A 13,202-nucleotide genomic window follows, 5' to 3' on the forward strand; every position below is an offset into this window, starting at 1 on the left:
CGGCAAGAGGTCAAGCGCATGAACATCCTGCTCATCGGCTCCGGCGGCCGCGAACACGCGCTGGCCTGGAAGCTTGCGGCATCGCCGATGCTGACCAGGCTTTATGCCGCGCCCGGCAATCCCGGCATTGCCCAGGAAACCGAGCTCGTGGCGCTCGACATTGCCGACCACGCGGCGGTCGTCTCTTTCTGCAAGGACAAGGCCATCGATCTTGTCGTCGTGGGGCCTGAGGGCCCGCTGGTGGCGGGTATCGGCGATGACCTGCGCGCAGCAGGCATTCGCGTGTTTGGCCCGTCGAAGGCGGCAGCCCAGCTCGAGGGCTCCAAGGGCTTCACCAAGGATCTCTGCGCCCGCTACGGTATCCCGACCGCTGCCTATGGTCGTTTCGACAATGCCGCCGAGGCCCGCGCCTATGTCGAGAAGATGGGAGCGCCGATCGTCATCAAGGCGGACGGCCTGGCTGCCGGCAAGGGCGTGACCGTGGCGATGACGCTGGACGAGGCACTGGGCGCCGTGGACGGCTGCTTCGACGGTGCCTTTGGCGGTGCCGGCGCATCGGTGGTCGTCGAGGAATTCATGACCGGCGAGGAAGCGAGCTTCTTCTGCTTGTGCGACGGCAAGACAGCACTGCCGTTCGGCACGGCGCAGGACCACAAGCGCGTCGGCGACGGTGACGTTGGCCCCAACACCGGCGGCATGGGCGCCTATTCGCCGGCGCCCGTCATGACACCCGAACTGATCGAGCAGACGATGCGCGAGATCGTCGAGCCGACGATGCGCGGCATGGCCGAGATGGGCTCGCCCTTTGCCGGCGTGCTGTTTGCCGGCCTGATGCTGACCGACAAGGGGCCGAGGCTGATCGAATACAACACCCGCTTCGGCGATCCCGAATGCCAGGTGCTGATGCTGCGGCTGAAGGAAGACCTGCTCGTGCTGCTCAACGCTGCCACGGACGGCCAGCTCGCGCATGTCTCGGCGCGCTGGCGAGACGAGGCCGCCCTTACCGTCGTGATGGCGGCGAAGGGCTACCCCGGCACGCCGGAAAAGGGCTCGGTCATCTCTGGCATCGACAAGGCCGAAGCCTCCGGCGCCCGGGTGTTCCACGCCGGCACCGCCGTGCAGGGCGGCAAGATCGTTGCCAATGGCGGCCGCGTGCTGAATGTCACGGCGACCGGCAAGAACGTCAGCGAAGCGCAACAGAAAGCCTATGCTGCGGTCGATCTGGTCGACTGGCCGGAGGGCTTCTGTCGCCGCGACATCGGCTGGCTTGCGGTGGAACGCGAACAGCGGAAGTAGGCGCCGGATTTAGGCGCCTCCGGCTAGCGCGCGGCGCTGTCGATCTCCGTCGAGGCGGTTGAAACCGGGTCGAACTCGGCCTTGCGGCCGGTATTGAGGCGTGCGTCGAGCCTGGCGGCGATGTATTCCGCCATGCCGTGGGGATACCGGCTTGCAGGCGCCTGGATCGCCGGCACGGCGCCGATGACTGCCTTGTTCCAGCTCGCGCGCAGCGCTTCCGCCAGAAGATCGAGGCGAACCGGGTAGGCGACCGAGGCATAGGTAATGCGGCTTTCGCCCCTGAGTCCGTTTTCGCGGGCGATCGGCACCGGCACCGATGCGACGAACTCGTCGGTCGATTCGATCAGTTGGCCGAACGGCCAGACTTTGCGCAGTGCGGCAGCGTCCATCGGGGCGACGTTGACGTCGATGTCGTTGGGCGTGCCGGCGACCCGGTAGGGACAGCGGCGGATGCCGCAATTGGCTTGCGCCGAGAACTGCCACAGCGTGTAGCTCTGCCAGTTGCCCTTCGGAAAATGGATGCCGATCTCGGGCTTGTAGCGGGCGTACCAGAGCGGCAGGCGCGACAGGAGCCGGTAGCGGTAGCGGTTGTCGGCGATGTAGCGGGACGTCGAGCCGTTGGTATAGAGGATCGGATAGCGGCCGGTGCGCAGGAAGATGTGGCGGACGAAGATTTCCGCGTCCTCCAGCGACATCCATTTCGTCGCGTCGTTCTCCTCGATGTCGAGCGCCATCAGGTCGTCGGGACCGGGCTCGGCGAAGTCGAGGAAGTTCTCCGCCTGCTCGATGGGATTGCCGGGGCGGGCGAGGTGGTAGGCACCCCATTTGAGGCCGAGCGCCTTGGCGACGGTCCTGCGGGTGTGGAACAGTTCGCGCGCCACCGCATGGCGTTTCCACAGCGCCTTGCACAGCCTGTAGGCGGTTTCGTCGCCGGAGCAGGAATAGGCTGGCGGCAGCCCGTCGGAGGCCTTGTTGATGAAGCCGACGATACGCTTGTCGCCGGCGAGCTTCTGCCAGTCGATCGAATTGTATTCGTAGGCGTCGATGACGAGCGCCCGGTCGACCTTCTTCCACGGTTCGGAGAAATCGGAGGCTTCAGCCGTCGCGGGCAGGTGAATGGCCCACGCGGCGGTGAGCGCCGCGAGCGCGAAACGGTGAAGCTTGGACGTCAATCCCCTCAAGCGGCCATCCTCGGTGACGAACCGATGGTGAACCGCCATGGTTAAGGAAATGCTGATGAAGCTCCACCGCCCAGCGGTTGCAAAGGCGCCCTATTTGCCGTCGTTGAATGAGATCGCCTGCAGGTCGAAAGGATCGGGCGCGGCTTCCGTCGGAAGCGTGCCGTCGGTCGCGCGCTTGCGGTAGTGCGCGAGAGAGCATTTGGGCGAGCACAGGATGCCGCGGTCGGTCCAGTAGACGGCGCCATTCTCGACCCTGCCCTCGTGATAGCAGAAACCTTCCGATCGGAACGGCAGGCCGCATTCGATGCAGCTGTAGGGATCGGGGCGGGCGAGCATCTGTGAACCTCGTTGTTTCGCCCCTTTTAGCAGCGCCAGACTTTAGTTCGAAGCCTGTCAAAAAGTTGACGTTTACGTCAAAAGTCACTTCCCCTCGGCGGAGGAAGGCGGATAGTGTGTCGCGCAAGGCGGCCGACGGGCCGCGTGGGATGACCAGGAGGAAGTGTCATGTATCGCGCCCCGGTGGAAGAGATTGCCTTTGCGTTGAAGCACGTCGCGGGGCTGAAGGCGGCGCTCGATGCGGGAACCTTCGGCGACCTCGGCGAAGATCTGGTCGACGCCATCCTGGGTGAGGCCGGTCGCTTCGCCAGCGAAGAGGTGGCCCCGCTCTACGAGATCGGCGACAAGGTGGGGGCAAAGCTCAAGGACGCGGCCGTGACCACGCCACCCGGCTGGAAGGCCGTCTACAAGCACTGGGCCGAGGGCGGCTGGAACAGCCTCAACGGTCCCGAGGCGTTCGGCGGCCAGGGCCTGCCGACGATGATCGGGGTCGCGGCGCTTGAAATGTGGAATTCGGCCTCGATGGCCTTCGGTATCGGCCCGACGCTGTCGATGGGCGCGGTCGAGGCGCTGGAGAAACACGCATCGGAGGAACTGCAGGCGGCCTATCTGGCAAAGCTCGTCTCGGGCGAGTGGATGGGCACCATGAACCTGACCGAGCCGCAGGCCGGGTCGGATCTGGCAGCGCTGCGCACCCGTGCCGAGCGCGCCGGCGATGGCACCTACCGCATCTTCGGCCAGAAAATTTTCATCACCTATGGCGAGCACGACCTGACCGACAACATCGTGCACCTGGTTCTGGCGCGCCTGCCCGATGCGCCGGCCGGCACGCGCGGCATCTCACTGTTCCTCGTGCCAAAGTTCCTGCTCAACGACGACGGCACGCCAGGTGCACGCAACGACGTGTTCTGCTCGGGGCTCGAGGAGAAGCTCGGCATCCACGCCTCGCCGACCTGCACGATGATCTATGGCGACGGCTTTGCCAAGGACCGCGAGCCGGGTGCGGTCGGTTGGCTGATCGGCGAGGAAAACCGGGGCCTTGCCTGCATGTTCACCATGATGAACAACGCCCGCCTCGCCGTCGGCATGCAGGGCGTGGCGGTGGCCGAGACGGCCTTCCAGAAGGCGCTCGCCTATGCCAACGACCGCCGGCAGGGCAAGGCATCCGGCTACACCGGCGAGGGCATGGCGCCGATCGTCCATCACCCCGACGTGCAGCGCAACCTGTTGACCATGAAGGCGCTGACGCAAAGCGCGCGGGCCATCGCCTATTCCTGTGCCTATGCCATAGACATGGCGCGGGTTTCGGAAGGTTCGGCCAAGGCGCACTGGCAGGACCGCGCCAATCTGTTGACCCCGGTCGCGAAAGCCTTCCCAACCGACGTCGGCGTCGATGTGGCCTCGCTCGGCGTGCAGGTGCATGGCGGCATGGGCTTCATCGAGGAGACGGGTGCGGCGCGCCTGCTGCGCGATGCCCGCATCGCCCCGATCTACGAAGGCACCAACGGCATCCAGGCGATCGACCTCGTCATCCGCAAGCTGCCGCTGGGCAATGGCGACCATGTCTTTGACTACATCGGCGAACTCGACGCGGTGGCCAATGCGGTCGCGGCGCTGAACAGCGAGGACTACGGCCGCAGCGCCATCTGCCTGGAGCAGGCGCTGGACGACCTGCAGCAGACCACGCGCTTCCTGCAGAAGCTGCTCGAGGACGGCAGGACGGACGACGCCCTGGCCGGTGCCACGCCCTATCTCCGGCTGTTCGCGCTGGCTGCCGGCGGCGCCTATCTGGCACGCGCGGCCCTTGCCGATGGCGATGCCGGGCGCGTGGCATTGTGCCGGTTCTTTGCCGAGAACCTGCTCGGCGAGACGGCGGCTCTCAAGGACCGCGTCACCGGCGGCGCGGCAAGCCTGCGCGAAGCCGCCAAGGCGCTGCTTTCGGCATGAATTATGGGACGAGGAACAGTCTGACGTGAGCGACCACATTATCATCGAACGGCAGGATGCCGTGCAGACCATCCGGATGAACCGTCCGGACAAGAAGAACGCGATCACCCGAGCCATGTATGCCGAGATGGCGGCGGCACTTGCCGCCGGCGATGCCGATCCGGCAGTGCGCGTCCATGTCTTCCTCGGCGTGCCGGGCGCGTTCTCGGCCGGCAACGACCTCGCCGACTTCATGACGATCGCCACGGGTGGCGAAGGCGGCGGCGAGGTTTGGGATTTCCTGCTTGCCCTGGCCAGGACCGAAAAGCCGGTGGTTTCGGGCGTCGACGGCATCGCCGTCGGCATCGGCACAACCATCAACCTGCATTGCGACCTGACCTTCGCCACGCCGCGTACCGTGTTCCGCACTCCCTTCGTCGACCTGGGACTGGTGCCGGAGGCGGGGTCCAGCCTGCTTGCGCCGCAGGTGCTTGGGCGCCAGGGCGCCTTTGCGCTGCTCGGCCTGGGCGAGGGGTTCCCGGCGGAACGGGCGCTCGCTGCGGGGCTGATCTACAAAGTCGTGGCTGAAGACGAGCTGGAGGCTGCAACGCTTGCGGCTGCCTGTGAAATCGCGACCAAGCCGCCGGAAGCACTGAAGATCGCCCGCGACCTGATGCGCGGCGACCGCTCGGAGCTCGTCGCCCGCATCAAGGTGGAAGGCGAGCACTTCCGTGCCCGGCTCAAATCCGACGAGGCGCGCGCCGCGCTCGTCGCCTTCATGACGCGGAAGAAGGGCTGATTTTCACCCTCCCCGGGGAGGGTGAAGGGCTTACGGATACAGCCTGTCCTTGTCCCAGCCGCCGTCGGCAGCACGGGTGAAGACGACGCGGTCATGCAGCCGGAACGGACGGTCGTGCCAGAACTCGATCTGGCTCGGCACGATGCGGAAGCCTGACCAGTGCGCCGGGCGCGGGATTTCGCCGATGGCGTGGCGCGCGGTGTACTCGGCGACCGCCTTCTCCAGCGCGAAACGGCTTTCAAGCGGGCGCGACTGCTTCGACGCCCAGGCGCCGATGCGGCTGCCACGCGGACGGGTGGCGAAATACTCGTTGGCCTCGGCATCGCTGACGATCTCCACCGGGCCGCGCACCCGGACCTGGCGCCGCAGCGATTTCCAGTGGAAGCACATGGCTGCCTTCATCGTCGCCAGTATCTCGCGGCCCTTGGCGCTCTCGAAGTTGGTGTAGAAGACGAAGCCATGTTCGTCGAAGCCCTTGAGCAGCACCATGCGCACGTCCGGCAGCCCGTCGGTGTCGACGGTTGCCAGTGCCACCGCGTTGGGATCGTTCGGCTCGCTGGCCGTTGCGTCCTTCAGCCAGGCTGCAAACAGCCGATAAGGCTCGGCGCTCTCGGTGAAGTCACCGCTTGTTAACTCAGTGTCCGTCATAGCTCTTACTCGACCTGCCATTTACGACCGGGAGAATGCCTATTGTCGCGCTTCGCGCAAGCCTTTGAGGGCCATTGCCTCCCACAATTCGGGTTCCGATCCTTCAAGGTGGTGCTGCTGCTTAGCCTGACGACGATCAGCGCCTGTGGCGTTGGCGGCTTCAGCCTGGAGAAGGCCGAGGTGGACCGCACGCTGCTGACCAGCAAGGTTCCGGACGACGCCAACCGGAGCAGCGATGCGAATCGGCTGTCCGACGAGGCGACGATCCGCAACGCCGTCTCTTCCGCCGATGTCGAAGGCCTGCAAGGGCAGGCGATTCCCTGGGCCAATACGGAGACCGGATCTCGCGGTGCGATCAGCGCGCTGGTGGAAAGCACCGGACGTGGCGTGTTGTGCCGGCAATTTGCCGCCTCGCGCGAAAGCTTCGACGGCGTCAGCCTGTTCAAGGGCGAAGTGTGCGCCGCCGGTGCCGGGGCTTGGCAGATGGTGGCATTCGAGCCCGCCTGACGCATTGCGGCATCCCTGCCTCTGGAATTTCTTCCTAGCCAAGCGCATATAGGAGGGAACCAACCCTTTTTCTCTGTTGTGGAACTGCGCATGCGCGACCCCTATGAGGTGCTGGGCGTTGCCAAGAACGCCTCGGCCAAGGACATAAAAGCGGCCTACCGCAAGCTCGCCAAGAAGCATCATCCGGACCAGAATCCCGATGATCCCAAGGCGAAGGAACGCTTTGCCGCCGCCAACCAGGCCTACGAGATTCTCGGCGACGAGAAGAAGAAGGGCGCGTTCGACCGCGGCGAGATCGATGCCGATGGCAAGCAGCGCTTCCATGGCTTCGAAGGTGCTGCGGGTGGCGATCCGTTCGGCGGCTTCCGCCGTCAGCAGGCCGGGCCTGGCGGCTCGCGCTTCGAATTCCGTTCCGGCGGTCCCGGCGGCGCATCCTTCGACGCCGGCGACATCTTCAGCCAGATTTTCGGCGATTCCTTCAGCCAGCGCGGCCCGGGAGCAGGTGCGGGCGCCGGCATGGGGGGCGGCCAGCGCGCTCAGCCCGGTGCCGACGTCAATGTCACGCTCGACGTGACCATCGAGGAAGCTGCGACTGCGCCCAAGGTCGCGGCGATGTTTCCTGACGGACGCAAGATGGCCGTCAAGCTGCCGGAGTATGTCGAGGACGGCCAGACCATCAGGCTCAAGGGCCAGGGCGAGCAGGGCCTTGGCGGCGCGGGCGATGCACTCGTCAAGATCAGGTTCCGCCGCCATCCGCGCTATCGCGTCGAGGGCAGGGACCTTCATGCCGACCTGCCGGTGCCGCTGCGCGATGCCGTGCTCGGCGCCAAGCTTGCGGTGGAAACACCGGCCGGGCGGCTTGCCGTCAACGTGCCGGCCTGGTCGAGCTCGGACAAGGTCCTGCGCATCAAAGGGCGTGGTCTGCCTGAAAAGGCCGGCGGCCATGGCGACCTCTATGTCCATGTTCGCGTCATGCTGCCCGAGGGCGGCGATGCCGCGCTCGAAGAGCTGATGCGCAAGTCCAACGGCTGACAGCCGGCCGGCGCGACGTCGCCGGCCATCGGCGTATCAATGCTTGAAGGCATGAGTTGCCTATGCGATAGGCTCTCCCAAACAATTCTTGCATCGGAGAGCGCTCATATGGCGGGTGGACAGGGCCTGATGGCCGGCAAGCGCGGCCTTATTCTCGGCGTCGCCAACAACAGATCGATCGCCTGGGGCATTGCCAAGGCCTGCGCCGACCAGGGCGCCGAACTCGCCTTCACCTATCAGGGCGACGCTCTGAAGAAGCGCGTCGAGCCGCTGGCCGCCGAAATCGGTGCCTTCGTCTGCGGCCATTGCGATGTCACCGACATGGCGACCATCGACGCCTGCTTCGAGACGCTGGAGAAGAAGTGGGGCAAGCTCGACTTCGTCGTCCACGCCATCGGCTTCTCCGACAAGGACGAACTCACCGGCCGCTATGTCGACACCAGCCATGGCAACTTCCTGAAGACCATGGATATCTCGGTCTATTCCTTCACGGCGGTCGCCCAGCGCGCCGAGAAGCTGATGACCGATGGCGGCTCGCTTTTGACCATGACCTATTACGGCGCCGAGAAGGTGATGCCGAACTACAACGTCATGGGCGTCGCCAAGGCAGCGCTCGAGGCGAGCGTGAAGTATCTCGCCGTCGACCTCGGCCCGAAGAAGATCCGCGTCAACGCGATCTCCGCCGGCCCGATCAAGACGTTGGCTGCCTCGGGCATCGACGACTTCCGCTACATTCTGAAGTGGAACGAGTACAACGCCCCGCTGCGCCGTACCGTCTCCATCGAGGAAGTCGGCGATTCCGGCCTGTATTTCCTGTCCGACCTGTCGCGCGGCGTCACCGGCGAGGTGCATCACGTCGATTCCGGTTATCATGTCGTCGGCATGAAGGCGGTCGATGCGCCCGATATCGCAGCCGTCAAGGACTGACATCCCGCATCAGCCTGACATGACCCCGCTCACCTATTTCGTGCGCCACGGCCAGACGCCCTGGAACGCCGAGCAGCGCCTGCAGGGCCAGGCCGACACCGACATCAATGCGCTCGGACGGGAACAGGCCGACCGCAATGGCCGCCGGCTCGCTGAGCTCATTGCCGATCCGGAGACTTTCGATTTCGTGGCCAGCCCGATGCGGCGAACCCGCGAGACTATGGAGCGCGCGCGCAAGGCGATGGGGCTCGATCCCTCGGCTTATCGCACCGACAGCCGCCTGGTCGAGGTGAACTTCGGCGACTGGCAGGGCTTCACCTTCCCCGAACTCGAGGAACGCCAGCCCGGCGCCAGCACGGCGCGCCTGCACGACAAGTGGGATTTCGTGCCGCCCGGCAAGGATGCGGAGAGCTACGAGATGCTCACCGCCCGTATCCGCCCGTGGTTGGCGGAGGTCGTGCAGCCGACGGTATGCGTCACCCACGGCGGCGTCATCCGCGCCATCTTCCGCCTTGTCGAAGACCTGCCCAAAAACAGAGCCGCGGCCCTGGAGGTTCCCCAGGACCGCGTGCTGAAACTGGAAGGCGGCCGCCTGGACTGGATCTAGCGGCCGGATATTTCGGTGCCTACTGCGGCAGTTCCATGTCGGTGATCAGGTTCTCGCCCTCGACCACATCATAGGCCAGCAGGATTTCCATGCCGGGCTTGATGTTGTCGACATCGAACTCGCCCGGAAGCTTGTAGGATTTGCCGTTGTCGAGCGTGATGACCGACTTGTCCTTGTCGACCGACTTGACCTGACCTTCGGCCTCTGCGGCCAGCGCGGCACCGGTGATCATCAGAACGGCGGCAACAGCGCCAATAAGGGTACGCATTATCGTCCTCTTTCTTTTACGTTCTTTCACGCCTCTCCCCCGAAAGGCGACGATTTACGGGCGGTCGGAGGGAAGCAGAAACCAACCGAATGTGTCAAAACTAAATCGCCTTCGATCACGGTTTGACCACCGCTAAAAAGGCAATTGCACCCCATGTGTCGTTGCGGAGGCGCAAGGATGCGCCATTCCCGGGAGTTGGCGCATGGTCCTTTCCGAAAAGGAATTTTACTTTTCGGGGGCATGCGCTAGAAGGCCCCATACCCCCCGGAAAGGGCTCTTGCATGTCGCATAACACCTTCGGCCATCTGTTTCGCGTCACCACCTGGGGCGAGAGCCATGGGCCGGCGCTTGGCTGCGTTGTCGACGGCTGCCCGCCCGGCATTCGCTTCACGTTGAAGGACATCCAGGACGAGCTCGACAAGCGCAAGCCCGGTCAGTCGCGCTTCGTCACTCAGCGCCGCGAGCCCGACGAGGTCAAGGTGCTGTCGGGCGTGATCCTTGACGAGGACGGCGAGACGCTGATTTCGACCGGCACGCCGATCTCGATGATGATCGAGAACGTCGACCAGCGCTCCAAGGATTATGGCGAGATTGCCCGGCAGTATCGCCCGGGCCACGCCGACTACACCTACGACGTCAAATATGGCCTGCGCGACCATCGCGGCGGCGGACGCTCGTCGGCGCGCGAAACGGCGGCACGCGTGGCCGCCGGTGCCATCGCCCGCAAGGTGGTGCCGGGGCTGGTCGTGCGCGGCGCGCTGGTGTCGATGGGCACGAAGTCGATCAACCGGGCCAACTGGGACTGGGACTTCATCGGCAGCGCCGAGAACCCGTTCTTCACCCCGGATGCGGCTTCGGTCCAGGGCTTCGCCGACTATCTCGACGGCATCCGCAAGTCGGGTTCCTCCGTCGGCGCGGTGATCGAGATCGTCGCCGAGGGCGTGCCTGCGGGGCTTGGTGCGCCGATCTACGGCAAGTTAGACCAGGACATCGCCTCCAACCTGATGTCGATCAACGCCGTCAAGGGCGTCGAGATCGGCAACGGCTTCGAAGCCGCGCGCATCACCGGCGAAGAGAACGCCGACGAGATGCGCATGGGCAATGACGGCCAGCCGATATTCCTGTCGAACCACGCCGGCGGTATACTGGGCGGCATCTCGACGGGGCAGGCGGTGATTGCGCGTTTCGCCGTCAAGCCGACCTCGTCGATCCTGACGTCGCGCAAGTCGATCGACAAGGATGGCAAGGACGTCGACGTGATGACCAAGGGCCGGCACGATCCGTGCGTCGGCATCCGCGCCGTACCGATCGGCGAGGCGATGGTCGCCTGCGCCATTGCAGACCATTATCTGCGCCATCGTGGACAGACGGGAAGATGAGCGAATAGGGAATAGTGAGTAGCGAATGGTACGGTTTCCCTCTATTCGCTACTCACTATTTCCTATTCGCCAGAACGAGCGAAGCGAGCACACATGCCATACGATCAGAAGAAAGTTGTCGAAGCGCTGAGAGCCTTCGAGCGCGGTGAGATCGTGGTCGTCATGGACGATGACGGGCGCGAGAACGAAGGCGACCTGATTGTCGCCGCCGTCCATTGCACGGCCGAGAAGATGGCCTTCATCGTCCGCCATACCTCCGGCATCGTCTGCACGCCAATGCTGAAGGAAGATGCGAGGCGGCTCAACCTGACGCCGATGGTCGCCGACAACGATTCCGCGCACACCACGGCCTTCACCGTCAGCGTCGACTTCAAGCATGGCACCACGACCGGCATCTCGGCCGAGGATCGCACGCTGACCGTGCGCAACCTCGCCAACGGCAATGTCGGCGGCTCCGACTTCGTCCGCCCGGGCCACATCTTCCCGCTGATCGCCCGCGAAGGCGGCGTCCTGATGCGCTCGGGCCATACCGAGGCTGCCGTCGACCTGTGCAAGCTCGCCGGCCTGCCGCCGGTAGGTGTCATTTCCGAACTGGTGAACGACGACGGTACCGTCATGCGCGGCCCGCAAGTTGCCTCCTTTGCCGAGAGGAATGGCCTCAAGCAGGTTTCGGTCGCCGATCTCATCGCCTACCGCCAGCGCCAGGAGACGCTGATCGAGCGCGTCGATACTTTCGACATCGAGACCCCGGCCGGCACGGCCAAGGCCATCACCTACACGCTGCCGTGGGACGTCATGCACCACCTCGCGATCGTCTTCGGTGACATCCGCGACGGCGAGGAAGTGCCGGTGCGCCTGCACACCGAGGACGTGGTGACCGACGTGTTCGGCACCAGCAACCGCCTTGGCGACATCATGAAGACCTTCGGCGAGTGCAAGCGCGGCGTCATCGTCTATCTGCGCGAAGGGTCGGTTGGCGTTTCCAATCTCGGCCGCAACCGGCCTTCGGCCGAACGCGAGGATCATGAAGAGGCTCGCCATCGCGAGGACGAATGGCGCCAGATTGGCCTCGGTGCCCAGATTCTGAAGGATCTCGGCATCTCCTCGATCAACCTGGTTGCCTCGCGCGAACGCCACTATGTCGGCCTCGAAGGTTTTGGCATCCGCATCGCCAAGACCGAAATCCGCTGATTTTCACCCCTTTGAGGGGGTGATTGACATCCGCCGGCTGCGGCGCATCCTCCTGTCCATCTCTTTGGGGAGAGTCGGGTATGTGGGATTTCAGCATAGGCCAGAGCCTGGCGATCATGGCGCGCACCTGGCCGTTCATCGTGCTGCGCATGGTCGTCTATTTCGGCATCACGCTCGCCTACATCGTGGCGATGGGGGCGGGCGCCGGCGTGGGCTACGGGGTCGGCCATATCGCGACCGACCCTGACGGGCCGGTTTCGTTCGCCCTGTGGGGCGGCATCGCCGGCTTCGGCGTGGTGTCGGTCGCAGTCTACTGGATCCGCGAATACATCCTCTACATCGTCAAGGCGGGCCACATCGCCGTGATGGTCCATCTCATCGACGGGCGCGACATACCCGGCGGCCAGGGCCAGATCGCCTACGCCCGCGAGGTCGTCAACGAGCGCTTCAGCGAGGCGAGCATCCTGTTTGTGCTCGACCAGCTGGTGAAGGGCGTGATCCGCACGATCACCGGCCTGATCGGCGGCATCGCCGCCTTCTTGCCGATCCCGGGTCTCGACGGGGTGGTCAGGTTCATCAATACCGTCATCCGCATGTCGCTGACCTATGTCGACGAGATCATCCTCGGCTACAACATCCGCATCGGCAGCACTTCGCCGTGGCAGAGCGCGCGCCAGGGCGTGGTGCTCTATGCGCAGAACGGCAAGACCATGGTCAAGAACGCCGTCTGGCTGTCGCTCGTCGTCTGGGGCGTGTCGCTGCTGATCTTCCTGTTCATGCTCGCGCCGGCAGGTGCCATCCTCTACTTCATGCCGGGCCAGCTTGGCGGCTGGGCCTTCGTGCTGGCGATCGTCTTTGCCTGGGCGTTCAAGTCCGCGCTGATCGAGCCATTCGCCGTGGCCTCGCTGATGCAGGTCTATTTCAGGGTCATCGAGGGCCAGGTGCCCAATCCTGAATGGGACCGCAAGCTGGAGGAGACGTCGTCGAAGTTCCGCGAGTTGAAGGAAAAGGCCTTCGGTTCGGGCGAGGCGTCGCGCTGGGACGGCACGCCACGCAGTACCTGAAAGGGGCCGGCCCGCGCAGGCCAATGCCCGCGCGGACCGCA

Annotated in this window: 14 protein-coding genes; 10 read left to right on the plus strand and 4 right to left on the minus strand. The window is 64.9% G+C overall.

From position 1 onward, the window contains the following. Nucleotides 1-18 precede the first annotated feature (18 nt). Nucleotides 19-1,296 carry a phosphoribosylamine--glycine ligase gene (gene purD, locus WHT83_RS10905; protein WP_406873788.1) on the plus strand — a complete coding sequence of 426 codons (1,278 nt, stop codon included), beginning with the start codon at nt 19-21 and terminating at the stop codon, nt 1,294-1,296. A 23-nt stretch (nt 1,297-1,319) separates the two neighbouring features. On the opposite strand, the gene WHT83_RS10910 is transcribed toward purD, so the two are convergent. Beyond that, complete coding sequence (locus WHT83_RS10910; RefSeq protein ID WP_406873789.1) at nt 1,320-2,516, minus strand: glycoside hydrolase family 25 protein; 1,197 nt, start codon at nt 2,514-2,516, stop codon at nt 1,320-1,322. Between the two features lie 51 nt (nt 2,517-2,567). Continuing rightward, nucleotides 2,568-2,813 (minus strand): hypothetical protein, encoded by a 246-nt coding sequence (locus tag WHT83_RS10915; protein ID WP_406873790.1) that lies wholly within the window; start codon nt 2,811-2,813, stop codon nt 2,568-2,570. 168 nt (nt 2,814-2,981) lie between these two features. Here WHT83_RS10915 and WHT83_RS10920 point away from each other — a divergent pair, with 168 nt between their 5' ends. Continuing rightward, nucleotides 2,982-4,760 (plus strand): acyl-CoA dehydrogenase, encoded by a 1,779-nt coding sequence (locus tag WHT83_RS10920; RefSeq protein ID WP_406873791.1) that lies wholly within the window; start codon nt 2,982-2,984, stop codon nt 4,758-4,760. 25 nt (nt 4,761-4,785) lie between these two features. Next, the gene (locus tag WHT83_RS10925; protein ID WP_406873792.1) at nt 4,786-5,538 is read left to right on the plus strand and encodes a crotonase/enoyl-CoA hydratase family protein; all 753 of its coding nucleotides are present in this window, start codon (nt 4,786-4,788) and stop codon (nt 5,536-5,538) included. Between the two features lie 30 nt (nt 5,539-5,568). On the opposite strand, the gene pdxH is transcribed toward WHT83_RS10925, so the two are convergent. Further along, nucleotides 5,569-6,186 carry a pyridoxamine 5'-phosphate oxidase gene (pdxH, locus tag WHT83_RS10930; RefSeq protein ID WP_183263650.1) on the minus strand — a complete coding sequence of 206 codons (618 nt, stop codon included), beginning with the start codon at nt 6,184-6,186 and terminating at the stop codon, nt 5,569-5,571. A 42-nt stretch (nt 6,187-6,228) separates the two neighbouring features. Here pdxH and WHT83_RS10935 point away from each other — a divergent pair, with 42 nt between their 5' ends. The 4 genes from WHT83_RS10935 (at nt 6,229) to WHT83_RS10950 (ending at nt 9,259) form a co-directional block, all read left to right on the plus strand. Continuing rightward, nucleotides 6,229-6,693 carry an RT0821/Lpp0805 family surface protein gene (locus WHT83_RS10935; protein WP_318762290.1) on the plus strand — a complete coding sequence of 155 codons (465 nt, stop codon included), beginning with the start codon at nt 6,229-6,231 and terminating at the stop codon, nt 6,691-6,693. A 90-nt stretch (nt 6,694-6,783) separates the two neighbouring features. Then, nucleotides 6,784-7,725 carry a DnaJ C-terminal domain-containing protein gene (locus WHT83_RS10940; RefSeq protein WP_108610010.1) on the plus strand — a complete coding sequence of 314 codons (942 nt, stop codon included), beginning with the start codon at nt 6,784-6,786 and terminating at the stop codon, nt 7,723-7,725. 108 nt (nt 7,726-7,833) lie between these two features. Continuing rightward, the gene (fabI, locus tag WHT83_RS10945) at nt 7,834-8,652 is read left to right on the plus strand and encodes an enoyl-ACP reductase FabI (RefSeq protein WP_108608968.1); all 819 of its coding nucleotides are present in this window, start codon (nt 7,834-7,836) and stop codon (nt 8,650-8,652) included. A gap of 19 nt (nt 8,653-8,671) precedes the next feature. Next, entirely contained in the window at nt 8,672-9,259 is a 588-nt protein-coding gene (locus WHT83_RS10950; protein WP_183263648.1) for a histidine phosphatase family protein, read from the plus strand. 19 nt (nt 9,260-9,278) lie between these two features. Here the strand turns inward: WHT83_RS10950 and WHT83_RS10955 are convergent, their stop codons facing one another. After that, the gene (locus WHT83_RS10955) at nt 9,279-9,527 is read right to left on the minus strand and encodes a DUF1344 domain-containing protein (RefSeq protein ID WP_108608966.1); all 249 of its coding nucleotides are present in this window, start codon (nt 9,525-9,527) and stop codon (nt 9,279-9,281) included. Nucleotides 9,528-9,808: 281 nt separating this feature from the next. On the opposite strand from WHT83_RS10955, the gene aroC reads away from it, so the two are divergent. The 3 genes from aroC to WHT83_RS10970 all read left to right on the plus strand — a co-directional run bounded on the left by aroC (nt 9,809) and on the right by WHT83_RS10970 (nt 13,161). Beyond that, nucleotides 9,809-10,906 (plus strand): chorismate synthase, encoded by a 1,098-nt coding sequence (gene aroC / locus WHT83_RS10960; RefSeq protein ID WP_406873793.1) that lies wholly within the window; start codon nt 9,809-9,811, stop codon nt 10,904-10,906. Nucleotides 10,907-10,999: 93 nt separating this feature from the next. Beyond that, nucleotides 11,000-12,097 carry a 3,4-dihydroxy-2-butanone-4-phosphate synthase gene (gene ribB, locus WHT83_RS10965; RefSeq protein ID WP_406873794.1) on the plus strand — a complete coding sequence of 366 codons (1,098 nt, stop codon included), beginning with the start codon at nt 11,000-11,002 and terminating at the stop codon, nt 12,095-12,097. A gap of 80 nt (nt 12,098-12,177) precedes the next feature. Then, a complete protein-coding gene (locus WHT83_RS10970) occupies nt 12,178-13,161 on the plus strand; it encodes a hypothetical protein (protein WP_183263646.1) in 984 nt (327 codons plus the stop codon). The last annotated feature ends 41 nt before the right edge of the window (nt 13,162-13,202 follow it).

The sequence above is a fragment of the Aminobacter sp. P9b genome (genome assembly GCF_045345995.1).
GTDB classification, from domain to species: Bacteria; Pseudomonadota; Alphaproteobacteria; order Rhizobiales; family Rhizobiaceae; genus Aminobacter; species Aminobacter niigataensis.